This window comes from Pseudotabrizicola sp., assembly GCF_030656345.1.
Taxonomy (GTDB): domain Bacteria; phylum Pseudomonadota; class Alphaproteobacteria; order Rhodobacterales; family Rhodobacteraceae; genus Pseudotabrizicola.
Map to the genome: position 1 here is coordinate 15077 of NZ_JAUSNR010000045.1, position 21409 is coordinate 36485.

Here is a 21409-nt window from a genome sequence, read left to right on the forward strand (position 1 = left end):
GGTTATTCGATGCCCAGTCGGCGCCAGCTGCGTCCGCCATCCTCGGAAGCCAGCAATTCGCCGTGCTGGGTTGCCGCGAAGACGCGTTCCGGTGTCAGCGGATCGGCGGCGAAATAAAGCAGGAACCGATCCTGGAAGCCGGGGTGGAGGCTCTCCCAAGCCGTTTCATCCTCGGCCCGGCGCACGAGGCCCTCGCCTAGGATGAAGGCATGAAGGATGCCATCGGCCGTCACCTCGACAAAGCTCACCGGCGCCTGTGCGGGATGGGCGCGCTGCCAGTTCCGTGCATCGCCGGCGCTGACCCAGAGCCCGCCCTCGGTCGCAGCATAGAGCCGTTCCAGGTCGCGTGCCGAAGCGGCGATGTCGATCAGCCCGGTCGGCGCATCGGCCACCCGCTCCCAGGTCGCACCACCGTCGCGGCTGCGCTGGAGCCCGCCATGACTGCCCCAGACCACGGCGGGATCGGCCTTGCTGATATCCATCTGGTGGAAATCCACCGGCCCGTTCACGCCGTCCGAAAGCTTCACCCAGCTCTCGCCGCCATCCGAACTGGCGATGACGCCCAGATTGCCGCCGCGCGCGGGATGGCCGCTGGCGAGGAAGATGCCGGGCTCCAAGGGGTGGGCGACAAAACCCATCAGGTCGTCGCGGTGATCAGAGACCTGCTCTGTCAATCCGCTGCCGATGTCGAGCGCGTGCAGGCCGTGATGCGTGGCGATCAGAAGCCGGTTCGGGTCCTGCCGGTCGACCGCCAGTCCGTGGACATGCGTGCGCGCGAGCAATGCGGTGAGCGGTGCTTCCGCGCGGGCAGTTGCGCCAAGGCCAAGTGTAAATGCCCCGCCCAGACCAAGCGCGCCCAGGCCCGATGCGATGAGCATGCTGCGGCGGGTGATTCTGATATTGGCTCTCATTTGGTCATTCTCCGTATTCCTAGTTCGCCGCGGCGGTGTCATCGGCCGCCGCCGCCATGGCCGCGATGCATGAAGACATGCATGGCCAGACAGATACCGAGCGGCAGCAGCAGTGGCAGGCTGGCCATCAGATGCACGCGATGCTCGAAAACCAGCGCCAGCCCCACTCCGGCCAGCACCACGCAGGCGGCAACCACAGGTGGCGAGCGGTGCCAGCCCGGTTTCGGGGCGGCATCACCGGATTTCTGCTCTGAGGGATCCATCATTTGCCCACCCCGATTCTGGCTCGCCGCAAGAGCAGCGAATTGCCGATCACCGAGAGCGAGCTTGCGGTCATGGCGATGACGCCGATCATCGGATGCAGTAGGCCGAGCGCGGCGACAGGTATCGCCGCGAGATTGTAGAACCAGGCCCAGAAGAGGTTCTCGATGATCTTGCGGAACGTGGCTTTCGAAAGCTGGATTGCCTCGACCACCTTGGTCAGTTCGCCGGTGACCAGGGTGACATCGGCCGCCTCGATCGCCACATCGGCGCCTGCGCCGATCGCGATGCCGACATTGGCCTGCTTGAGCGCCGGGGCATCGTTGATCCCGTCACCGACCATGGCGACCTTCTCGCCATGCTGGGCCTGCAATGCGCGGATCGCCTCGACCTTGCCCTCGGGCAGAACACCGGCCTTGACCTCGTCCAGGCCAACTTGAGCCGCGACATGGCGCGCGGTGCGCTCGTTGTCGCCGGTCACCATGACGACGTGGATGCCAAGCGCATGCATTGCGGCGATGGCGGCCTTGGAGTCTTCCTTGATCGTGTCGGCCACCGCCACCAGCCCCGCCGGCCGGTCTCCGATCGCCACCAGCATCGCGGTCTTGCCCTCGGTCTCCAGTGTGACCAACCGGCTCTCCAGCGCCTCGGGTGGAATTCCGGCCTCGGTCAGCAGCCGTCGGCTACCCACACGCACGATCTCGGCCTCGACCTCGCCCTGAACACCGCGCGCAGTGATGGATCGGAACTTCGCGACCTCCGGAATGTCCAGCCCGCGTTCCCTCGCGCCTGCGACGATGGCCTGCGCGAGCGGGTGTTCGGACCCGGCCTCGACCGAGGCTGCGGCGCGGAGCACCTGCGCCTCGTCAAAGCCCTCCAGCGCATGAACATCGGTCAGCGCCGGCTTGCCCTTGGTGACGGTGCCGGTCTTGTCGAGCACCACCACCTTGATATCCTTCAGCGTCTGGATTGCCTCGCCCGAGCGGATCAGAACGCCACGCTCGGCCCCCATGCCGGAGCCCACCATCAAGGCCGTCGGCGTTGCCAGCCCCAGCGCGCAGGGGCAGGCAATGACCAGCACCGCGACGCCCGAAAGAACCCCCACCATCAGCGGTGCAAGGTGCGGATTGACCCAGGGCAGGAACCCCGCCCCCCAGTCGAGCACCGGCCGCAGGCTTTCGCCGAGGACCAGCCACATGGCGAATCTCGCAAGGCTGATGATGAGCACTGCCGGCACAAACTTGCCGGTCAACCAGTCGGCGAACTCCTGAATCGGCACTTTCGATCCCTGTGCTTCCTCGACCAGCCGGATGACCTGCGCCAGGAAGGTATCGGCACCGACGCGCGTGGCGCGCACCCTCAAAAGCCCCTCCTTGTTGATCGTGGCACCGATCACGGCATCGCCTGGCCCCTTCTCGACGGGCACGGATTCACCAGTGGCGATGGATTCGTCCAGATGGCTGTTGCCCTCCACGATCTCGCCATCGGTCGGCACCTTGGCGCCGGGGCGCACCACCATCACATCGCCGGGCTGCAACTCAGCCACCGGCAGCTCGACCTCCTGACCGTCGCGCAGCACCGAGGCCGTCTTGGCGCCCATGGTGATCAGCCGCTTGATCGCCTGGCTGGCGCGGCCTTTGGCGCGGGTTTCCAGATAGCGGCCCAGCAGGTGGAAAGTCATGATCGTCGCTGCCATCTCGATGAACGAGGTCATCGGGTAGACGAAGCCGATCAACCCGATCAGATAGGGCGGCAGACTGCCCATTGAGATCAGCACATCCATATTGGCGGTACGGTTGGTCAGCGAGCGCCAGGCCGAGACATGCGTGGCCCAGCCGCCGCGCAGAAATACAACCGGAAAGGCCAGCACCGCGACGATCAACAGATACCCCGGGATCTTCGCCCAGAACATGTGCGGGACCATGATCAGCATGATCAGCATGGCCGGAACGGCGGCAAAGACCAGCCGGTTCCAGGCCTGCGACAGGTAGCGATCTTCGGACGCCGCAACTCTGGTGTGATCGGGCGCCTGGCCTTCGTCGACGACATCCACCTCATAGCCTGCGCGCTCGATGGCGGCGCGGATTGTCTGCGCGTCGGTCCGGCCTGGATCGAAAGACACGCTCACCCGATGATTGGCGATACTGGTATCGAGCTTCCCGACCCCCGGCAGGCGGCGGATCGAGTCCGAGATGATTCCGGCGCAGTGATCGCTGCCCATTCCGGGCACGGTGAGCGTGACTGTTGCGCTGAGGGCGGGGGCTTTGGCTTGATCCGTCATGGTCTGCCCTCCGCCTTGCGGTGGGCGGCAGATGCCGCCCGCAGCGCCAGCCCCAGCCCGAGGAACAGCGTCGCGCCAAAGCCCCAGACCCAGGCATAGCCGATCATACCGGACCAGGGCGCCAGCGCGTAGGCGAGCGCCAGCACCGTCCAGACTGCGGCGACGGTGAAGATGAGCGTGATGTCGAATTTCATATCCTTGTCCTTTCCATCAATGGCCATGGGCGCCGCCCGCTGCCTCGATCGGCAGCGCGCGCATCAGTTCGAACCCGGTAGCGGTTGCGGCATACATGCCGATCACGATCACCAGCACTGCCAGCGGCCCGACCAGCGCGGCGGCACCGGGGCGCGGCGTGATGGCCGCATCCCAATGCGGCAAGGGGGGCACCGTCGCGCGCCCGGGCAGCAATGTCGCTGCAACCGAGAGCGAAAAAGCGGCCAAGGCCAGGGCCATCAGCAGCCCGCCCCCGGCGACCCAGCCCATCAGCGCGGGCCAGAGCGCGGGCGCGTCCCCGCCATAACCCGCATCAATCACCCGGCGCGGCACACCCATGTAGCCTGCCGTCACCCCCGCCCCACCAAAGGCCAAGAGCCCCAGCGTGGCCAGATGTGGGGTGAAGCGCGCCAGCCCCGGCAAGGCCAGACCGCGCCAGGTCAGCGCGGGCAGGATCAGCGCCAGCGCGGCCAGAAAGCTCAGCGAAACCGTGCCGACGGTGAAGAAGTGGAAATAACCCGGCACGAAGAACGTATCCGACAGAAGCGGCGCCAGGTCCGCCTGGATCAGCACGAAGGCGAGGACGATGCCGAAGGCCATGTTGATCACTGCAAACCCTGCCGCCGCCATCACCGGTTCCCCCCAAGGTAGCGCCCTTATCCAGCCAAACAGTCCACGGCCACCGCGCGCGCGGGCATGCACCTCGAGCGAGGCCACGATGATCAGGAAGGCGGTCAGCGTCGGCACGCTGACAAAGAGCGACAGGAGCGAGCCGGCGATACGCACCGCGCCCGGCAGGTCGGGCTCCAGGAACATGTGGTAAAGCGAGGTCGGTGGCACGAAGACCAGGTAAGCGGCGAAGACGAGCTTGGAGAACCGTGCGCCGAAGACTGACTTCACACCGATCAGTTCCTGCATCAGCACATACCAGACGATGACCGTGGCCATCAGCGGCAGGTAATGCATGTTGTGAAAGACGATGTGCCAGTTGGTGCTGTGATTGGCGGGCATCCCGCCCAGCCCCAGCGCCCAGAGGAGCCCCGGCGCGAAGACATAGACCAGCGCAAAGCCCGTCACCATCAGGAACCCCGCCCAGGCGAAGAGCGCGAATCCGACCGCCGAGAATTCCCCCGCCCGCCGCACCGCAGCCAGGAGCGTCGCCACCCCGGTCGCCGGCAGCACGATCAACCCGAGTCCCAGCAGGATATAGCCGGCATTGAAGACGCCAAGCCGACCCAACTCGTATTCGGCAAGTTCGGGGTTGCCATTATAGAGAAGCGGCGTGCCGCCCGAAATCGCGCCCAGCGACAGCGCCATCCCGCCCAGCATCAGCGCAAATCCGCCCCAGGCCAAGCCGCGTGCGGCAAGCCCCCGCCCGGCCTCAATCGCGGCAAGCGCCAGCAGGATGGCGCCTTGCACAAGGTAAAGCCAGTAGAAGAATATCCCGACCCCGTGCAGGGTCAGAAGCCGGAAGCCCGTTTCAGGGATGAGGTCGATCCAGCCGGCACGCGCCAGCGCCACACCGGTGCCACCGACGATACCGGTGAGGAGCGCGAGGATGGCCAGACCAGAGAGCGCGATCAGCAGTCTGCGGTCGCCGGGAGAAAGATGGTCCAGCCGGTCACGAAGCGAGGCGGTCATGCCACACCCCCTTCCGTCACGCTGAGGCGCGCCTGCATCACGTCATGGGCTGCGCCGCAATAGTAGGTGCAATAGATCAGGAACTCGCCCGGCCGGTGCAGGGTGATGTCGGTCTCGACCAGTTGCCCCGGTCGCAGCCGGATCATCCGCCCGCCGCGGCCGAAATGGATCGAGGCTCCGTGTGACACATCGGTTGCCATCATGCGAAACCTGTAGGCTTGATGCGTTTCAAGCCGCAGATGTGCGGGCTCGAAGAAGAACTGGCCGGCCCGCAGCCAGATGTCGATCGGCGCGCTCGGGTCGTGGCGATGCGCGTCCGTAACGGGCTGGGGGGCATGCGCTGCCGCACCATGGCCGCCGTGGTCACCGTGGCCGCTATGGCCAACATGCCCCGTCCCCGTATGCGCCGCATGATCCGCCGTCTGGCCATCATGCGCGCCCTCGGCCATGGCGGAGCCTGAAACATCAGGATGACGCGGCCGCACGCTGCCGTCAGCCTCGCCGAAGCGGGCAACGAAGTCCTGCACCTGCGCCTCGAACTCCTGGCGTGTCAGCGACTGGCCCTCGGGCGCCGAATGGGCCGCATGATCATCATGGCCCCCTGCGTCCTCGGCATGCGTTGCGCCAAAGAGCGCCAACGGGCCGGGCGCCGCGCCATAGCCGACCCAGAGGGCATAGAGTGCCGTGCCGCCGAATCCGGTCGCCGCGATAAAGCCGCGCCTGGTGGTGAAATGGGAAGTGTCGTGCATTTATGGAAACCTTCATCGCTGAGGGTTCCGGGTATCGCGGCAGCGTGGAATCTTGATCTCGGGCTGGGCTGCCTGCGTCACCGGAACGGCATTGCCGGACCGCAAGGGGCCTCACTGCACGCAGTGAACCGGAATGCGGTCGCTTTGCTCACGAAGCAGGTCGAGGTGCCGGATAGGCTCTACTGCCCGCTCGTGCGGCAGGAGCGCGATGCAACGCGACCGTGCTCCTGTCAGACCGTTCAGGCAGATTTCGGAGGGCGTCCGGCCGGATCCGAGGTCAAGCCCGCAGGCAGGACGATAAGGCGCGGGTCAGGACGTGCCTCGGGCGATAAGGCTGGCGCGAGTGTTCCCGCTGTCGAAGTCGCGCAGGCAACGCAATGTCCGGAAGTTGCGCAGGCACCAGCTGCATGCCCGGGATCCGCATCGTCACAGCACTCCGGGCTGCCAGGCGCGACATCGGACAAGGCTGTCGTCAAACCATGATCGGAATGATGCTGGACGGGATGGGCATCTGCCATCTGGATCGTCGCAAGTCCGAGGGACAGGAGGATCAACGACACCATGAACCAACGCAGCCAGCGCCAGCTCCATGCCCCCGTCTCGCTGTTGATCCGAACCCCTGTCATGCTGTCTCGTCCGAAAGTATGATCGCCCAGTACACCTCCCCGGCCTGGTCTTGCCTTGATCAAGATCAAACGCGCTGATTTCGCGGTCCCGATACGGACGGCCCTTCAATTTGCCATAAGGGCATGGCCTGCCTGAGAAGGGGCCGGCTGCAGCGCTTGCCAGCCAGCGGGGTTCACGCTCTTGTTGAAGCTGAGACAAGCATCCCTGCTGGACAGAGCAAGGGCACGCGCTTATCGTCGTCCTATGAACGATCGTTGTACGTACAGTTTCTGGCGGCCCTGGATCGCGGCAATCTTCGTCGCGATGTTGGTTTTTGCGCCGATCCTGCAGGGTCATGCCCTGGCAGCGCATCCGAATAACTTCGACGTTCAACTGCAACAAGAACATGCCGACACGCAGCGCGCAAACTGCTGTGTTGATGGCGAGAACCCGGACCACGCTCTGGGTGCTGAGTGCAGCTCTTGCATCCTCCCTTGTATGTCAACGCTGCATTCGCTGCTACCGGACCCGACCTCGATAACGGTCTTCGCGTCCGTGCCTTACCTCCTCTCCGGCGGACAAATCATGGGCGGTCTTGCGGCCGCACCCGATCTCAGACCTCCCAAAACGCGCTCCTGAAACATCGCCCTCCGGTCGCATGGCCGGGACAAGTGATCGCCGACAAATCCGTCGGCAAACAGGAGCTTATCTGATGACCACTCGTTACACCCGTCGCCGGTTCATGGCGACAAGTGCTGCCTCGATGGCCGCGCTCTCGCTGCCTGTCGTTTTGCGCGCGCAGACCGCAGCACCCCAGCACCTGCTTCGCGCCGCCAGCCGTGTGCTGGACATCGGCGGTCGGGCCGCGAACGTCTTCGGGCTGGAAAACGCCCGGGGCGGGCAGGGGCTGATCCTCGATCCCGGCGAGCGGTTCAGCGTCCGGCTGGAAAACGCGCTCGATATCGAGACGATGATCCACTGGCACGGGCAGATCCCGCCCAATGATCAGGATGGCGTGCCCGACGCCCCCATGCCCGCCCTGCGGCCGGGCGAGGCGCGGGACTATGACTTTGCGCCGCTGGCGGGCACTCACTGGATGCACAGCCACATGCCCGTTCAGGAAATGCAGCTGCTCGCCGCGCCGCTCATCGTCCGCTCAGACGAAGATCTCGCTGAGGACCGGCAAGAGGTCGTCCTGATCCTGCAGGATTTCTCCTTCGCATCTCCCGATGAGCTGATGGCGAATATTGATCACGGGCCGGGGCATGGTGCCATGGATCATGGTGCGATGGATCACGGGGCCATGGATCACGGCGCGATGGGTGGCGGCATGATGAGCCGGATGATGGGGGGTGATCACGGCGGCATGGCCGGAATGAATGGCATGGAGATGGATCTCAACGATATCGACTTCGATGCCTATCTGGCCAACGACAGAACGCTCGCCGACCCCGAAATCGTCAGCGTCGAGCGGGGCGGCCGGGTCAAGCTGCGCATCATCAACGCAGCCTCGGCAACCGTGTTCTGGATCGATACGGGCGGTATTGAAGGGCGTCTGGTGGCTGTGGACGGCCATGCCGTCGAGCCGCTCTCCGGCCGTCGGTTCGGCTTTGTGATGGGACAGCGGCTGGATATCGAACTCGATCTGCCCGCAGCGGAAGGCGCCTGGCCGATCCTAGCCCTGCGCGAGGGCGAGCGCGAGCGGACCGGGATCATCCTTGCCACCCCGGCAGGGCAGATCTCAAAGATCGCCGAACTGGGAGACGAAGCCGCGCCGGCCTTTGACTACGACCTCGCACAGGAAGCCAGCCTGCGCGCGCGGGCTTCGCTGCCGCAGCGCGCTGCGGCGCGCCGCGAAATGGTCATGCTGGACGGCACCATGTCCCCCTATCGCTGGACGATCAACGACCGCACCTGGGGTGGCCACGCCCCCATCCATGTGCGGTCGGGCGAACGCGTCGAGGTGATGTTCCACAACATGTCGATGATGGCCCATCCGATGCATCTGCACGGGCATGTGTTTCAGGTCCTGGGCGTCGGTGGCCGGAACATCGGCCCGCCTAGGCGGATCAATGGCGCGGTGCGCGACACGGTACATATCCCGCCGATGTCGATGGTCACCATCGCCTTCGATGCGGGCGAGGCGGCGCGCTGGATGCTGCACTGCCACCACATGCCACATCTTATCACGGGCATGATGACCGAACTGGTCGTCTCGGTCTGAGCCTTGCCATGGACCTCCGCCTCCGGTGCCTCGGAACCAGACCGATGCACCGGGGGCGCTCTGGAATGGAAAACCGGAATGAACCCGACCAGCCTGGGCCTTGTCATCGCCATCGCCATTGCCGTCGCCGGCGTCTGGACCCTGTCGCGCGAACGCGCCCCGCCTCCGACTACGGTCGCGGGCCTGCCCGATCTGCCCGCCGATCTCGTTCCACCCCCGATGGTCGAGGTCGTCCTTCCCGCCAGCTTCACCCCGACCGAGGTCATGGGCGAACGCGCCTTCACGACCTTTTGCGCGGCGTGTCATGGGTCGAATGCAGCAGGCCTCGAAGGTATCGCCCCGCCGCTCGTGCACCGCATCTATCACCCGGCGCATCACTCCGATGAAGCCTTCCACATTGCTGCTCGGAATGGCGTTCGCGCGCATCACTGGCGGTTTGGCAATATGCCCCCGATCGAGGGTGTCACTCGCGCTGAGGTGACCACCATAATTGCCTTTGTCCGTGCGCTTCAGCGCGCGAACGGGATCGAGTGACAACGGAAGCAACGCTTGCTCGATCAAACAGCAGCTACACCACATAGGAGAAGCAAAATGAGGAATACTATATTCAATCGGCGCCAGGTGATGACACTGGCAGGAGGCGGTTTGGTTTCTTTGAGCGCAAGCACCTCTCTTGCCCAAAGCTTTGTTGGTGAGATCGAGGCCGATGCCGCCACACGCGTCCGGCGCAATACCATGGCGTTCCGGACCGTGCAGTGGCGCGACCATTTCGACAGCCTGAGACACGGGGCGATCATCTGCGACAGCGACTCTCGCGCTGTTCACTTCTGGTCGCAGGACGAAGCCACGTATCTGGTCTTCCCGTGCTCGGTACCGATGACCGAGGAATTCACCCGTCGCGGCCGCACGGAGATCGTGCTCAAGCGCATGCATCCGACATGGATACCGACCCCGAGCATGCGCCAACGCGACCCGACGCTGCCGGCAATAGTGCACCCGGGACCGGACAACCCGCTGGGAACGCGCGCGCTGAACCTGTCCTGGCAATACTACCGCATCCACGGGATCGACAATGTAGCCAAGATCGGCCGACGGGCCTCGAACGGTTGCTTCGGTCTATACAACCATCACGTTGAGCAACTTTATGACCTGGTCCGCGTCGGAACCCAGGTCGTCGTAATTTAGGACCATGAGGACCCTTCGCGTAGCGTTGCTCGCCATACCACTCGCCCTGGTTGCGGCAACGGTGGCGGCGTTCCTGGTCTTCGGCCTTTCGGGCGAACGGGAGCCCGGCTCCACCGGGTCTGCCCGAGCAGTGGATGTCGCCGGCGGTCGCCTTCTGGTCGCAGTGGAGGATGGTCAGGCATATGCCTTCGAGATCACCGTAAGGTTCGAAAGCGACGAGGGCAGCAACGACGCGACGCTCATTCAACCAAGTGTATCAATGACCATGGTCGGCCACGACATGGGGCGGACACCGGTGCGAATGCTCCGCCGATCCGACGGCTCCTGGAGGGGAGCCGGCACCTTTTCCATGGGCGGGCGATGGCGCTTCCAGATCGCCTTCGACGGCGAAATCGTCCGGTTGGACCATACTGCTGGATAAGGAAATGTAATGTCGGTTAAAGAATCGATCTGGTTCTGGCCGCAAGTATGGCACCCGTTCCTGCGCGGTTGGTTGGGCGCAGTGCTTGTGTTCGCTTCGATGGGAACGGTTTCTGCTGTCTGGGCTAACCCGCTCTTCGTCCGGATGACGCCCGTCGGTGCGTGGGAATTTCCATCCCTGGTACTGCTCGCCGCATTGACAGGAACCTTCGTCGCTCTTCCGAGCGCCTGCGGGCTTCGGCGCGCCGCAGCAGGAGGAACGGTGGGTTTCGTCGGGATTGCCTGTCCGACCTGCAACAAGATCCTCATGCTGATCTTCGGCGGCGAAGCCCTGATGATCTGGTTCGATCCGATGCGGCCTTACCTCACCGTCGGCGGAATCGTTGTCTTGTCCATCGCCGTATGGCGGAGATGGCGCTCATTTCACACGCGAAGAATAAACTTCCCGAACGAGGCTTCTCAATGACCATTGCCATCAACTCGCCCATTACACCGTCACCATCATCTGCGAACCGGTGGCGGACACTCATGCGTCATGTCGTCGTTGTCATAACTGCCGCAGCGCTCGTGTATGCCTTCTCGCTCGTGCATGGTCAGTGGAGCCCGATGCATCGATGGAACCGCGCTTTCGGTGATGCGGCGGTCCTGCTGCTTGCCCTGACGATGACACTTGGTGCCGCACCACGTATTTTTCGCGTATGCGCGAGATGGCTTCCTTGGCGGCGGGAACTCGGAATTTACTCGGTCGCTCTGGCCATGGTACACACGGTGATCATTCTCGACGGTTGGGTGGAATGGAACCTCATTCGCCTGTTCGGTTTCGAATATCATCCGTTCGACTTGCGATACGTGATGCTGCAGCACGGATTCGGGCTCGCCAATGCCATTGGCATCCTCGCGCTCGGTATCGGCTTCATCCTTCTGATCACGTCCAATGATCGCGCAGTGCGCACCCTCGGCGCGGCGTCCTGGAAGACCGTCCAGATGACGGCGCTGGTCTTCTGGGCGCTGGTCGTCGCGCATACGGCCTACTTCCTCTACGCGCATTTCCTGAGCTTTCATCGGGCGACACCTGACCCGAACCCGTTGCGGCTCCCCTTCGCAATTCTGGTCCTCGGAGTTGTAGCACTCCGGGTCTCCGCCTTCGCCAGTACGACCCGCCATCGCCTGCGCAGGGAACCCAACTGATTAACCACTGGTAGTTCCCTTCCGTGCTCCTTTACAGCAAGCAAACGTGGGATGCTCGAGATTGCGCTTCGAATTGGCTTTGCCCACGCAATCCCCACACCAGACACGTGCGGATTTCGGACGCTATTCCTGGGCGCGCTGGAACTGCCCGTACTGTTCAGTAACCTCTCGTGCTTCAACAAACGCCCTTGCGCGTTCCTCGTCAAGGCAGCGGAAATAGGTCTGGACCTCGGCGATATAGGTCTCGAAGTCCGCGCGCAGCAGATCGGCGTAGAGGCGCATGTCCTCGCGCGACTGGGGCAGGAAGGGGCGTTCTGGTGCGATACAGGGCGCAGCCACAGCGTCTTGCGCTTGTGCCACCACGATCAGAGTCGCGAGGATAGCGTTGCGCGCACATGACATGTGCAGGGCAAAACTCCTTTTGCGCCTTTAATGTTGCAATCTCGTCCTGTAGCACCGTTATCAGAGCAAGGCGATTTTCGTCAAGTCGTTATTATTGTCTTGCTATCGTTCATGTTGTCTCGTATCGACCGCGGTGTTGCGACCCCGCGGGCCGATGCTGCACCCCAGGCAGGAAAGGACCCAAGGGAAGGCCATGATAGAAGAAGCCCCGAATGTGGTTACAGAAGACGGACTGCGAAGCCTGCTTGCAGATGGCTACCTCCTCGAGGTGGTCTGCAAGGAAGCTGGCGAGAAACGGCACAACAGCTGGTACGGCACCTGGGTTGCGCGCGCCGTCGCGGAAGACGGTCGGGCCGACAAGATGCTCGTCACCAGCCGCAGCTACCTCAAGGTGCGCGAGTTCAAGACCATTGTCGGTCTCGTCAGCTTCCTTGCCGAAATGGGCTGCACAACCGCCAGCATTCCACTTGAAGAAGGCGGACGCGAGCGTCACGCCGCCCCTGGCCGCGTGGCACAGCCGCGGACTGGCCCGGCTCTGGTCAAGGACGACTGACCGCGCGTTCGCGCTCGTCGTTGCATTGGGTACAGGTGTTTGTTCCGCACCCTTGGCCCTCGCCGACGGTTTCATCTTCCAGGTCAGTCCCGATGGGCAGCTGATCGATATCGCGAACAGCAAGCAGTCGCTGCGGGCGTTCGACACCTCCGACGCCGCCCCGGATGGGACGCAGACGGACCGCCTCTTTCTTTTCGCAAGACCGCAACGATCGGACGCAGATCAGCCGCTGGCACAGGTTGCGGCCGCTGCCGTGGCACCGCGTGCTGTCCGCGCCTCCCCCGAAATCCTCCACGCCATCGAGACCACGGCGCTGCGCTATGGCAGCCATGATGCCCTGCGTCAGGCGGGTCTGTCAGTCACCGACTGGACGCTGTTCTACCGCGCCAATATCGAGGTCGAGAGCGCCTATAACCCGCGCGCGCTGAGCCCGGTCGGGGCCATCGGGCTTGGTCAGTTGATGCCAGGAACCGCGCGTGATCTTGGCGTCGATCCTCATGACATTGCCCAGAACCTCGACGGCTCGGCCCGGTACCTTCTGATGATGCTGGAGCGCTTCGGCGATCCTGCGCTGGCGCTGGCCGCCTACAATGCCGGGCCCGAGGCGGTCACCCGCCACGGTGGCATTCCCCCTTTCCGCGAAACCCAGGGCCATGTGGCCCGTGTGACTGCCGTGTTCCAGCGGCTCAGAGGAGATCTCTCGTGACACCCAAACTTTCCCCCGTTGCCGCCCGCGCGGTGACTTGCGCGCTCATGGGCGCGATGGCCCTCATCGTGCTCGCAGATCCCGCACTGGCGCAGAGCATCGATCTCTCGCCGGTCCAGACCTTGCTGCAGGGCATCGTGAACGCCATCACCGGCCCCTTGGGCATCGTGATCGGCACGCTGGCGCTGATCGGCGTGTTCCTGTCCTGGCTCTTCGGCATCCTCGATTTCCGTCAGGCGCTCTGGGTCGTGGTCGCGATCGCGGGCATCGCCGCAGCGCCCACCATCGTCGCCGCCATCTGGACGACCTGAGCCAGAGCTTCCGGAGGTCTCGGCCATGTCCGACCAGTCCCGCGTGTTCATCGGCCTTCTGAGGCCACCCAAGCTGATGGGCTTGCCGATCATGTACGCCATGGTCTGGCTCTTCGGCTCGACGCTCCTGTTCCTCTGGGTGCAGAGCTGGGTGGTGGCCGTCTTCGCGGGGCTGGCCTGGCCGGCGCTCTGGAAGGCCGCAGACTGGGATCCGAACTTCCTCGATGTCCTGGTGATCACCTTGCAGGAAACCCCACCCACAACGAACCGCAAGCTCCACGGGGGCGACAGCTATGCCCCGTGATGGACTGGCCGATGACGTGGCGGACGCGCTCGATCCGCTGACCGCGCTGCCCGCATGGGTCAAGGGCGAGAAGCGGCTCTCAATGATGCTGCCCTATGTCAGCCTCGTGACCGACCGGACGATCCGGACACGCGGCAACGAGCTGATGCAGTGTATCCGTCTCGAGGGGGTGAACAGCACCACGAGCGAGGACGCGCATCTCGACCGGATCGGCGGGCTTCTCGCCGGGATCGTCGCGCAGGTGGGCACGGAGTTCTCCTTCTACCTGCACAAGGTGTCAAAAGCGGTCGACGTCACTCTGCCGCCCATCCCGGGCGAGGGGTTCGCCGCCGCCGTGGACCAGCGCTGGCGCGGACATCTGGGTCAATCCGGCCTGCGCGACAAGACGTTGACGCTGACGGTGCTGAAGCGCCCCGAGGCAGGGAGCCGGCTGCCCTTCGGTCTGGGGGCGTCGCGTGCGCGGCATGCGGCGGATACGACCCGGCGCTTGCGCAAGCTCGACGAGGTCGTGGGTTTTTTGCTGTCGTCCTTCGATGAGTTGAAGCCTCGCCTCTTGGCAGCCAGCACCGGCGAACTTCTGGGCTTCCTCGGCTCGCTCAACACGGGCGAAGAGCACCCGCTTTTCCCCAGGTCGCGCTTGGGCGTCATCGCCGAGGATGTTGCCAATACCCGCGTCACATTTCGCGGCACGACCATCGCGCTTTCCGACGGCGCCGTCGGCGACAAGCTCGGCGCGATCTTCGCGGTGAAGAACTATCCTGCCAAGACCGACAGCCTGATGCTCGACGAGCTGAACCTGCCCGTCGACATGGTGGTCACCCACTCCTTCGTGCCGATCAACGCGAACATCATGGCAGGTCGGATCAAACGGCAGCTGCGCCTCATGCAGGCGGCCAATGACGGGGCCGTCAGCCTCGCGCAGGAACTGGAACTTGCCCAGGACGATCTGGAATCAAAACGCCTGATCTTCGGCGAGCACCACATGACGGTGGCGGTCTATGCGCGGACCCAAGCTGCCCTCGACGACATCGCGGCCGAAATCCGCAACATCTCGGCCACCTCCGGCATCAACCTGATCTCGGAAGCCTTCGGGGCACGGGCGCATTTCATGGCGCAGCATCCCGGGAACACAGGGGCGCGCAGCCGCAAGGCCGCAATCACGAACCACAACTTCGCCGATCTCGCTACCTTCCACCGCACCCCCCTTGGCAAAACAGGGCGGGAAGTGCCCTGGGGCGTGCCGATCACGCTCTTCCCGACACCCGAGCGCAGTGGGTTTCGCTTCAACTTCCACGAACAGGGCGCGCCGGATCGCGAGCCCACGGGTGGCCACACCCTGATCCTCGGCCGCCCCGGATCGGGCAAATCCGTGCTGGCGGCTTTCCTCATGACCATGGCACGGCGGGCAGGTGCGCGGGTCTTCGTCTTCGACTATCGCGCCGGCATGGAAATGGCGGTCCGCGCGCTCGGCGGCAGCTATTCGACCGTGCGGGCAGGGCGACCCACGGGCCTCAATCCCCTCCAGACCGAGATCGACGCCCGCGGGCAGGCCTGGCTTGCCGACTGGCTTGCAAGCCTCCTCGAGCGCCGGGACCGGCCCCTGACCCCGGTGCAGACTAACCGCCTGCAGGAGGTCGTGCGCCAGAACGCCAGCGCCGGGAATGCGGGGCTCAGGAACTGGTCGGACTTCGCCTCGCTCCTCGTTTCAACCGATGATGAGGGCGACCTCTTCGAGCGGATGCAAGAATGGACGGCCGAGGGTCGCTACGGCTGGATCTTCGGGGCGAATGCCAAGGACAGCTTCAGCATCGACGGGGACGTCGCAGGCTTCGATCTGACCGGCATCCTCGACTCTGAGAGCGAGCGGGAACGCATGGCGGTCCTGTCCTACCTCTTCCGCCGGGTCGAACGGGTGATCGAGGACCGCAAGCCCACGATCATCGTCATCGACGAGGCCTGGAAGGCGCTCGACAACGCGTATTTCGCGGAGCGGCTCTCGAACTGGCTGGTGACCGCGCGCAAGCAGAACGCCGTCGTCGTGATGATGACCCAGTACGCCAGCCAGCTCGAGCGCACCCGCACCGGCAAGACCATCGTGGAAGCGGTGCCAACCCAGGTGCTTCTGCCCAACATCCGCGCATCGGCTGCGGATTACGCGATGCTCGGCCTCAGCGAGAAGGAACTCGACGTGCTTCTGGGCGTCGGCTCCGCCTCGCGGCTCGCGCTCGTGCGCGATGACCGGGGTGCTGTGGTGATCGATGCCGATCTCAGCGCCCTCGGTCCCCTCGTGACCATCCTCGGCGGCATGGAGAAGGGCGAGGCCCTTGTCGGCCCCGACTACCGCGACCGCCCCGATTTCTGGAGAGTGACATGACCCGTATCCTCAGCCGCAGCGCCGTGCTGCTTGGCCTCGGCCTGACCCTGACAGCCTGCGCCCAGCATAACCCTGCGCAGGCCAACTGCTTCAACTTTCGCGATGCGCCTGCCCGCTCTGCCTCCGCGGTGACGGTCTCGACCAGCGGCGAAATCGCGACCCGTCGCGATACATCCTGCGATTTCGTGCTGTTGGGGGCGGGCAGCTGATCCGATGACCACCGCCCGCATCCGAAACTTGGCCAGCGCCGCACTCCTGACAGGGGCGACCGCCGGCGCGTGCAGCGTCTGGCTCGGGGCCACGGCCAGCGCACAGGGCGTGCCGACTTTTGACGCGCGGCTTTTCGCGGGGCGGCAGGCGATCATCGACCAACGCGAACAGGATCTGGCGCTGCAGCAAGATCGCCTCACCCGCGAGGAGGAACTGGCCGAGATCGAGCGCCAGCAACTCGCGGCCCTGAACGGAATCATGGATGCGATGACCCTGCGCGCGGGCGATGTCGCAGGCACGGTCGCGGGGCTTGAGGCGGGGCAGGGGGAGGCCGAGGGCGTCAGCACGGCCGCGGCCAGCCTCTATGCGCCCGAGGACAACAACCCGGCCGCGGCCCGGATGTTCGGCGATGCCCGGGAAGGGGTGGAAGAGCTGATCATCCGCGCCGCACGCCACACCCATAGCCTTCCCGGGGTGAGCCGCGCGGGGCTCTCGCTCGTGCAATGGCGGTGCCTTCTGCAGGCGCTGATCTGGCAGGAAAGCCGGTTTCAGGTGGGCGCACGTTCGCCCGTGGGGGCCTTCGGCCTCACCCAGATCATGCCCGGCACAGCGGGCGATCTCGGGATCTACCCGGCCTATTACGACGACCCCTGGCTGCAGGTCACGGGCGGCGCGCGCTACCTCGCGCAGATGCTGAACATGTTCGATGGCAACATCATCCACGCGCTCGCGGCTTATAACGCAGGCCCGGGACGGGTGCAGCAATACGGCGGCGTGCCCCCTTTCGCGGAGACCCAACACTACGTCGTGGTGATCCCGCAGCAATACAACCGCTACCTCGCCGCGGTCGGGGGCATCGATGCCTTGGGCACCATCGACCCCGTCCTGCTGGCGAATGCGAGCTTCAGCCTCTCGGCCCATGGCGCAGGCGTCTATGGCGACTATTCGCTGGTCTCGGTCCAAGCGGCCGCGCTGCGGGTTCAAGACATCATCCGCCGCATCGGCGAGACTGAAGACCTGCACGAGGCCATCGCGCTCAACACCTATGCGCGCGCCGAGCTGGCCCGGCTGGTCGCGATCCGCACCCGGATCAAGGCCGCCCATACCCAGCCGCTGAGCGAGGAACAACTCGCTATGGCCGCAGCCCAGGCCGCCGAGCGGCAGTTCATGAATTTCACCCTGGAGAGTTTGCGATGATCAGGCGCTTGTCCCGTTCCCTTGCCACCGGTGCGGCAACGCTCGCGCTGGCCACCGCCCTTGCGGGTCCTGTGAGCGCACAAGGCGTGCCCACGGTCGACACCCAGAACATCGCCCAGGAAATCCGCCAGTTGCAGCAGATGCTGCAGGATTTCGGGATCCAGACTGACCTTCTCGACAACGCGCTCGAGCAGCTCGAGGTCGTCCAGAACCAGCTCGACCAGTTGCAACAAATGTATGCTTCGCTCACCGGTCCGCGCAGCATCCTCGGCATGGTCATGGGCGACGGCCTCGACGGTCTTCTCGAGGCCAAGTTCCGCGATCTGCCCGGCCTGATCCGGGGCATCCAGACAGGGGACTGGAGCAACCTTCTGGGCATCACCGCGGGCCCGATGCGCACGCAGATGGAGCAGGTGCTCGCACGCGCAGGCTTTGACGAGAACTCGCTGCGCGAGATCGCGACCAGCGGCAATCCCGGCGCGGAAGGGGTTGCCACACGCGCCACGACCGGTGCTGTCATGTCGGCCGCCGCCCAGAACAGCCATGCCGAGGCCGCGCAATCCCTCGAACGCGTCGAGCGCCTCGTCACGATGATCCCCCAGATGGAGGATCTAAAGGCCGCGATGGACCACAATACCCGTGTCACTGCCGAACTCGCCATTGCGATGACGCGGATGTGGGAGCTTGAAGCGATCCAGACGCTCGGCGCGGGCAATGCCGGGGTGGTCGATGCCGCCACCATCGCCGAGGAACGCCGCTACATGGACTTCACCCTGCCGAGCATGCGGCCATGAGCGGGGGGCCTGACATGACCACAGGCCTGAGCACCCGCGAACTCGTGGAAGAGGAGCTGATCCACGGCGCGATGCGCCGCGAGCGGCTCTGGCAGATGATCGGGATCGGTGGCGCGGGGTTCGGCGTGATCGGCTGTCTTGCCGCCGCCGCCGTCGCCCTGATGATCGAGACCCCGCCGCCCGTGGTCGTGCCCTATGACCCGGAAACGGGCATGGCGCTCCCGAATGCCACGGTCGCAGCCGTCTCGCTCGCCGAGCGGCCCGCTGTGATCGAGGCACAGATCTACCGCTATATCCTCGACCGCGAAGCCTACAACCAGCTCGACAACGACCTGCGCGTGCGCCGGGTGCTGGCCCAGTCCACCGGAGCGGCCGAGGCCAGCGTGCGCGCCATGTGGACCTCGGGCCAGGAGAGCTATCCGCCGACGCGCTACGGCCCTTCGGCGGAGATGGCCGTCGAGATCGCCTCGATCACGCTCATTGGCGACAACCGCGCCCAGGTTCGCTTGCGCAAGCGCCTGACCAGCCCGCAGGGCGCGCAGGCGGGCATGTTCACGGCCACCCTGATGTTTGCCTTCCGCCCCGAACGGACCCGCTCGATCGATGATGTCTGGCAGAACCCCTTCGGCTTCACCGTCACCCAATATGCCATCCGATCGGACCGTTCCGAATGACCCGTGCTCTTTTGCCCGCAGCCCTCATCGCCAGCGCGATTTCAGCCTCCGCAGCCTTCGCCGAAGTGACCCCGCGCCCCGGCCCCCATGACAACCGTGTCCGGATCGCCACCTGGACCGAGGGACAGGTCTACAGCGTGGTGACCAGTCTCACCCGCGTGACCACGGTCGAGTTCGGCGAGGGCGAGACCATCCGCTCGATCATCGCCGGCGACACGGTGGGCTTCCAGTTCGATGGCGTCCCCGGCGGACGGGCATTCGCGATCAAGCCTGCGGCCTCGGGGGTTGCCACCAACATCACGGTCTATACGAACCGCCGCTCCTACTATTTCCACGTCGTCGAGGCGCGCGAGACGCCGCATTACGTCGTGCAGTTCCGCTACCCCGAGGCCCGGGTCCAGCCCGCCCGCGCCGTGGCGGCCGATGCCCCGAACGCAAACTATGCCGTCAGCAGCAGCCGCGAGTTCACGCCCACGGCCATCTGGGATGACGGCACCTTCACCTATTTCCGCTTCGCGCGGAACGCGCCCGTCCCTGCGATCTTTCGCTACACCAATGGCGGCGAGCGGGCGGTGAACAGCACCGTCCTGAGCGATGGCGTGATCCGGGTCTCCGGCGTCAACCGCCAGTGGGTTTTGCGCTTGGGCGAAGACGAGGTCTGCGTGCAGGATATGGGGGCGCCCACGTCATGAGCCAAGACACCGAAGACCTCGCCACCCGTCTTGCAGCCCTTGAAGGTGCGACCGGCAAGCGGCGCGCGCGCGGCAGTGCCAGCGTTCTGACAGCCCTTCTCGGGGTCAGCGGGATCGCCACGCTTGGCGGTGTGATGTGGATCGCGCTGCAACCCAAGCCCGAAGCCATGCTGGTGACCGCCGCCCCGGATGAGTTCCAGACCCTCGGCTCAGGCTTCGGCGATCTGGCACCGATGCGCCAGCCCGATCCGCCACCCGCCCCGGACCCGGTCGAGACCGGCCCGTCCAGCGCCGAGCTTGCACTGATGGAGAGCCTCGCAACCCTGCGGGCCGAACTGGAAGAGCTGCGCGCGCGTCCGACCGAGGTGCCCGATGATCGCACCGAGGCCGCAATTGCCGATCTGACCGCCCAGATCGCGGCGCTCCAATCGGCATCGACCGAGGCGCAGCGTACGCTGGAACGCCAGCTGACCGAACGCGACCGCCAGCTTGACCAGTTGCGCATGGAGCTTGAGGTCGCACGCCTCACCCCACCTTCGCCCGCCCGGATCGGACCTGACGAGGAGGAACTGCGTCTGGCCGAACTCGAGCGCCGTCGCCTTGCCGAGGCCGAAGCGCAGGCCGCGCGTGTGGCCTCGCCGATGATCGCCTGGTCCGGAGCCGGACAGGCCGCTGATCGCGGCGATGCGCAGGAGCAGGCGCGGCTCAGCGCGGACGAGGCCTTCGTACGCGCTGGCGCAAGGCCCGCGCCGGTGACACGGGCCGAGGTGATCGTGAACCCGTCGCACACGGTTGTGCAGGGCACGATGATCCAGGCCGTGACCGAAACAGCCCTGGACAGCACTTTGCCCGGCGCGATCCGGGCCATTGTCTCGGAGGATGTGCATTCCTTCGACGGCAGCCGCGTCCTGATCCCGCGTGGGGCACGGCTGATTGGGCGGTATCGCTCTGATGTCGCGCTCGCGCAGTCACGCGTCATGGTGGCCTGGGACCGGATCATCCTGCCCGACAACCAGACCGTGGAGATCAGCGCCTTTGGAGGCGACGAGCTCGGCCGCACCGGCACCACCGGTTTTGTCGACACGCGCTTCACGCAGCGCTTCGGATCGGCCGCGCTCATCTCGCTCATCGGGGCGCTGCCATCGGTCGCGGCAGGCCAGATCGAGGACACAACAACTGCAGGTGCTGCGCGCGATGTCTCGGGCGATCTGCGCGACGCGACCCAAGGCGTGATGCAGGACTATCTCGCGATCCGCCCCGTGATCCATGTCGATCAGGGCACCCGGATCACGGTCATGGTCGACCGCGATCTGGAGATCTTCTGACATGGCAGCAAGCTATCTCGAAGCCTCGCTCGACCGGCTGGGCGCGCACGTGCAACGCGACGACACGATCGAGATCTGCATCAACCCCGACGGGAAGGTCTGGGGCGAATTCCAGGGCGATCATTTCATGCGAGGTCTCGGCAACCCGCTTACCCAGACCGAGATCAAGGACCTCGGCAACCAGATCG

The 21409-nt window shown here is 65.1% G+C and carries 25 protein-coding genes and 1 pseudogene; 19 read left to right on the forward strand and 7 right to left on the reverse strand.

The genetic code is table 11. The features are described from left to right. Window positions 1–2: 2 nt before the first annotated feature. The 6 genes from Q7J44_RS20510 to Q7J44_RS20535 are packed head-to-tail and all read right to left on the reverse strand — an operon-like array spanning window position 3 to window position 6056. Window positions 3–911 (reverse strand): hypothetical protein, encoded by a 909-nt coding sequence (locus Q7J44_RS20510; protein WP_304882973.1) that lies wholly within the window; start codon window positions 909–911, stop codon window positions 3–5. A gap of 38 nt (window positions 912–949) precedes the next feature. Continuing rightward, entirely contained in the window at window positions 950–1177 is a 228-nt protein-coding gene (locus Q7J44_RS20515; RefSeq protein ID WP_304882974.1) for a DUF2933 domain-containing protein, read from the reverse strand. Next, window positions 1174–3453 (reverse strand): cation-translocating P-type ATPase, encoded by a 2280-nt coding sequence (locus tag Q7J44_RS20520; RefSeq protein WP_304882975.1) that lies wholly within the window; start codon window positions 3451–3453, stop codon window positions 1174–1176. Before Q7J44_RS20520 ends, Q7J44_RS20515 begins: the two co-directional genes overlap by 4 nt. Continuing rightward, window positions 3450–3647 (reverse strand): hypothetical protein, encoded by a 198-nt coding sequence (locus Q7J44_RS20525; protein ID WP_304882976.1) that lies wholly within the window; start codon window positions 3645–3647, stop codon window positions 3450–3452. The genes Q7J44_RS20520 and Q7J44_RS20525 overlap by 4 nt, the downstream gene beginning before the upstream one ends. 16 nt (window positions 3648–3663) lie before the next feature. Next, entirely contained in the window at window positions 3664–5307 is a 1644-nt protein-coding gene (locus Q7J44_RS20530) for a cbb3-type cytochrome c oxidase subunit I (protein WP_304882977.1), read from the reverse strand. Then, complete coding sequence (locus tag Q7J44_RS20535) at window positions 5304–6056, reverse strand: hypothetical protein (RefSeq protein WP_304882978.1); 753 nt, start codon at window positions 6054–6056, stop codon at window positions 5304–5306. Before Q7J44_RS20535 ends, Q7J44_RS20530 begins: the two co-directional genes overlap by 4 nt. Before the next feature lie 870 nt (window positions 6057–6926). On the opposite strand from Q7J44_RS20535, the gene Q7J44_RS20540 reads away from it, so the two are divergent. The 7 genes from Q7J44_RS20540 to Q7J44_RS20570 all read left to right on the forward strand — a co-directional run bounded on the left by Q7J44_RS20540 (window position 6927) and on the right by Q7J44_RS20570 (window position 11679). Continuing rightward, window positions 6927–7301: a hypothetical protein gene (locus Q7J44_RS20540; RefSeq protein ID WP_304882979.1), complete on the forward strand. Its 375-nt coding sequence runs from the start codon at window positions 6927–6929 to the stop codon at window positions 7299–7301. A 73-nt stretch (window positions 7302–7374) separates the two neighbouring features. After that, window positions 7375–8886, forward strand: coding sequence for a multicopper oxidase family protein (locus Q7J44_RS20545; protein ID WP_304882980.1), 1512 nt, complete (start codon window positions 7375–7377; stop codon window positions 8884–8886). Between the two features lie 78 nt (window positions 8887–8964). Then, complete coding sequence (locus tag Q7J44_RS20550) at window positions 8965–9420, forward strand: cytochrome c (protein WP_304882981.1); 456 nt, start codon at window positions 8965–8967, stop codon at window positions 9418–9420. A gap of 57 nt (window positions 9421–9477) precedes the next feature. Then, entirely contained in the window at window positions 9478–10071 is a 594-nt protein-coding gene (locus Q7J44_RS20555) for a L,D-transpeptidase (RefSeq protein ID WP_304882982.1), read from the forward strand. A 4-nt stretch (window positions 10072–10075) separates the two neighbouring features. Beyond that, window positions 10076–10492, forward strand: a complete 417-nt coding sequence (locus Q7J44_RS20560; protein ID WP_304882983.1) for a hypothetical protein — start codon at window positions 10076–10078, stop codon at window positions 10490–10492. Window positions 10493–10501: 9 nt separating this feature from the next. Further along, window positions 10502–10957: a hypothetical protein gene (locus Q7J44_RS20565; RefSeq protein ID WP_304882984.1), complete on the forward strand. Its 456-nt coding sequence runs from the start codon at window positions 10502–10504 to the stop codon at window positions 10955–10957. Continuing rightward, on the forward strand, window positions 10954–11679 hold the full coding sequence (locus Q7J44_RS20570; protein ID WP_304882985.1) for a ferric reductase-like transmembrane domain-containing protein: 726 nt from the start codon (window positions 10954–10956) through the stop codon (window positions 11677–11679). The genes Q7J44_RS20565 and Q7J44_RS20570 overlap by 4 nt, the downstream gene beginning before the upstream one ends. A 123-nt stretch (window positions 11680–11802) precedes the next feature. Here the strand turns inward: Q7J44_RS20570 and Q7J44_RS20575 are convergent, their stop codons facing one another. After that, window positions 11803–12081: a hypothetical protein gene (locus Q7J44_RS20575; protein ID WP_304882998.1), complete on the reverse strand. Its 279-nt coding sequence runs from the start codon at window positions 12079–12081 to the stop codon at window positions 11803–11805. Between the two features lie 193 nt (window positions 12082–12274). Here Q7J44_RS20575 and Q7J44_RS20580 point away from each other — a divergent pair, with 193 nt between their 5' ends. The 12 genes and pseudogenes from Q7J44_RS20580 to Q7J44_RS20635 all read left to right on the forward strand — a co-directional run. After that, on the forward strand, window positions 12275–12634 hold the full coding sequence (locus tag Q7J44_RS20580; protein WP_304882986.1) for a hypothetical protein: 360 nt from the start codon (window positions 12275–12277) through the stop codon (window positions 12632–12634). 52 nt (window positions 12635–12686) lie between these two features. After that, entirely contained in the window at window positions 12687–13340 is a 654-nt protein-coding gene (locus Q7J44_RS20585; RefSeq protein ID WP_370693049.1) for a lytic transglycosylase domain-containing protein, read from the forward strand. Between the two features lie 32 nt (window positions 13341–13372). Then, window positions 13373–13651, forward strand: a complete 279-nt coding sequence (locus tag Q7J44_RS20590) for a TrbC/VirB2 family protein (RefSeq protein ID WP_370693050.1) — start codon at window positions 13373–13375, stop codon at window positions 13649–13651. A 25-nt stretch (window positions 13652–13676) separates the two neighbouring features. After that, window positions 13677–13955: a type IV secretion system protein VirB3 gene (locus Q7J44_RS20595; RefSeq protein ID WP_018065947.1), complete on the forward strand. Its 279-nt coding sequence runs from the start codon at window positions 13677–13679 to the stop codon at window positions 13953–13955. Beyond that, window positions 13945–16329: a type IV secretion system protein B4 gene (locus Q7J44_RS20600; RefSeq protein ID WP_304882988.1), complete on the forward strand. Its 2385-nt coding sequence runs from the start codon at window positions 13945–13947 to the stop codon at window positions 16327–16329. Before Q7J44_RS20595 ends, Q7J44_RS20600 begins: the two co-directional genes overlap by 11 nt. Then, entirely contained in the window at window positions 16326–16538 is a 213-nt protein-coding gene (locus tag Q7J44_RS20605; RefSeq protein ID WP_304882989.1) for a hypothetical protein, read from the forward strand. The genes Q7J44_RS20600 and Q7J44_RS20605 overlap by 4 nt, the downstream gene beginning before the upstream one ends. Window positions 16539–16542: 4 nt before the next feature. Further along, the gene (locus tag Q7J44_RS20610; protein ID WP_304882990.1) at window positions 16543–17736 is read left to right on the forward strand and encodes a lytic transglycosylase domain-containing protein; all 1194 of its coding nucleotides are present in this window, start codon (window positions 16543–16545) and stop codon (window positions 17734–17736) included. Beyond that, on the forward strand, window positions 17733–18530 hold the full coding sequence (locus Q7J44_RS20615) for a type IV secretion system protein (protein WP_304882991.1): 798 nt from the start codon (window positions 17733–17735) through the stop codon (window positions 18528–18530). The genes Q7J44_RS20610 and Q7J44_RS20615 overlap by 4 nt, the downstream gene beginning before the upstream one ends. A 14-nt stretch (window positions 18531–18544) precedes the next feature. Next, the gene (locus Q7J44_RS20620; RefSeq protein ID WP_304882992.1) at window positions 18545–19204 is read left to right on the forward strand and encodes a virB8 family protein; all 660 of its coding nucleotides are present in this window, start codon (window positions 18545–18547) and stop codon (window positions 19202–19204) included. Then, complete coding sequence (locus Q7J44_RS20625; RefSeq protein ID WP_304882993.1) at window positions 19201–19896, forward strand: TrbG/VirB9 family P-type conjugative transfer protein; 696 nt, start codon at window positions 19201–19203, stop codon at window positions 19894–19896. Before Q7J44_RS20620 ends, Q7J44_RS20625 begins: the two co-directional genes overlap by 4 nt. After that, window positions 19893–21221, forward strand: coding sequence for a TrbI/VirB10 family protein (locus Q7J44_RS20630; RefSeq protein ID WP_304882994.1), 1329 nt, complete (start codon window positions 19893–19895; stop codon window positions 21219–21221). Before Q7J44_RS20625 ends, Q7J44_RS20630 begins: the two co-directional genes overlap by 4 nt. 1 nt (window position 21222) lies before the next feature. Further along, window positions 21223–21409: pseudogene (locus tag Q7J44_RS20635) on the forward strand (type II secretion system protein E); the annotation flags it as partial.

Bases quoted from the DNA above. Each gene is read 5' to 3' on its own strand.
- Q7J44_RS20570 (WP_304882985.1), top strand. From the start codon at position 10,954: ATGACCATTGCCATCAACTCGCCCATTACACCGTCACCATCATCTGCG.
- Q7J44_RS20630 (WP_304882994.1), top strand. From the start codon at position 19,893: ATGAGCCAAGACACCGAAGACCTCGCCACCCGTCTTGCAGCCCTTGAA.
- Q7J44_RS20575 (WP_304882998.1), bottom strand. From the start codon at position 12,081: ATGTCATGTGCGCGCAACGCTATCCTCGCGACTCTGATCGTGGTGGCA.
- Q7J44_RS20530 (WP_304882977.1), bottom strand. From the start codon at position 5,307: ATGACCGCCTCGCTTCGTGACCGGCTGGACCATCTTTCTCCCGGCGAC.
- Q7J44_RS20515 (WP_304882974.1), bottom strand. From the start codon at position 1,177: ATGATGGATCCCTCAGAGCAGAAATCCGGTGATGCCGCCCCGAAACCG.
- Q7J44_RS20610 (WP_304882990.1), top strand. From the start codon at position 16,543: ATGACCACCGCCCGCATCCGAAACTTGGCCAGCGCCGCACTCCTGACA.
- Q7J44_RS20560 (WP_304882983.1), top strand. From the start codon at position 10,076: ATGAGGACCCTTCGCGTAGCGTTGCTCGCCATACCACTCGCCCTGGTT.
- Q7J44_RS20605 (WP_304882989.1), top strand. From the start codon at position 16,326: ATGACCCGTATCCTCAGCCGCAGCGCCGTGCTGCTTGGCCTCGGCCTG.
- Q7J44_RS20545 (WP_304882980.1), top strand. From the start codon at position 7,375: ATGACCACTCGTTACACCCGTCGCCGGTTCATGGCGACAAGTGCTGCC.
- Q7J44_RS20620 (WP_304882992.1), top strand. From the start codon at position 18,545: ATGACCACAGGCCTGAGCACCCGCGAACTCGTGGAAGAGGAGCTGATC.
- Q7J44_RS20555 (WP_304882982.1), top strand. From the start codon at position 9,478: ATGAGGAATACTATATTCAATCGGCGCCAGGTGATGACACTGGCAGGA.
- Q7J44_RS20510 (WP_304882973.1), bottom strand. From the start codon at position 911: ATGAGAGCCAATATCAGAATCACCCGCCGCAGCATGCTCATCGCATCG.
- Q7J44_RS20625 (WP_304882993.1), top strand. From the start codon at position 19,201: ATGACCCGTGCTCTTTTGCCCGCAGCCCTCATCGCCAGCGCGATTTCA.
- Q7J44_RS20615 (WP_304882991.1), top strand. From the start codon at position 17,733: ATGATCAGGCGCTTGTCCCGTTCCCTTGCCACCGGTGCGGCAACGCTC.
- Q7J44_RS20580 (WP_304882986.1), top strand. From the start codon at position 12,275: ATGATAGAAGAAGCCCCGAATGTGGTTACAGAAGACGGACTGCGAAGC.
- Q7J44_RS20550 (WP_304882981.1), top strand. From the start codon at position 8,965: ATGAACCCGACCAGCCTGGGCCTTGTCATCGCCATCGCCATTGCCGTC.
- Q7J44_RS20595 (WP_018065947.1), top strand. From the start codon at position 13,677: ATGTCCGACCAGTCCCGCGTGTTCATCGGCCTTCTGAGGCCACCCAAG.
- Q7J44_RS20520 (WP_304882975.1), bottom strand. From the start codon at position 3,453: ATGACGGATCAAGCCAAAGCCCCCGCCCTCAGCGCAACAGTCACGCTC.
- Q7J44_RS20565 (WP_304882984.1), top strand. From the start codon at position 10,502: ATGTCGGTTAAAGAATCGATCTGGTTCTGGCCGCAAGTATGGCACCCG.
- Q7J44_RS20525 (WP_304882976.1), bottom strand. From the start codon at position 3,647: ATGAAATTCGACATCACGCTCATCTTCACCGTCGCCGCAGTCTGGACG.
- Q7J44_RS20540 (WP_304882979.1), top strand. From the start codon at position 6,927: ATGAACGATCGTTGTACGTACAGTTTCTGGCGGCCCTGGATCGCGGCA.
- Q7J44_RS20535 (WP_304882978.1), bottom strand. From the start codon at position 6,056: ATGCACGACACTTCCCATTTCACCACCAGGCGCGGCTTTATCGCGGCG.
- Q7J44_RS20600 (WP_304882988.1), top strand. From the start codon at position 13,945: ATGCCCCGTGATGGACTGGCCGATGACGTGGCGGACGCGCTCGATCCG.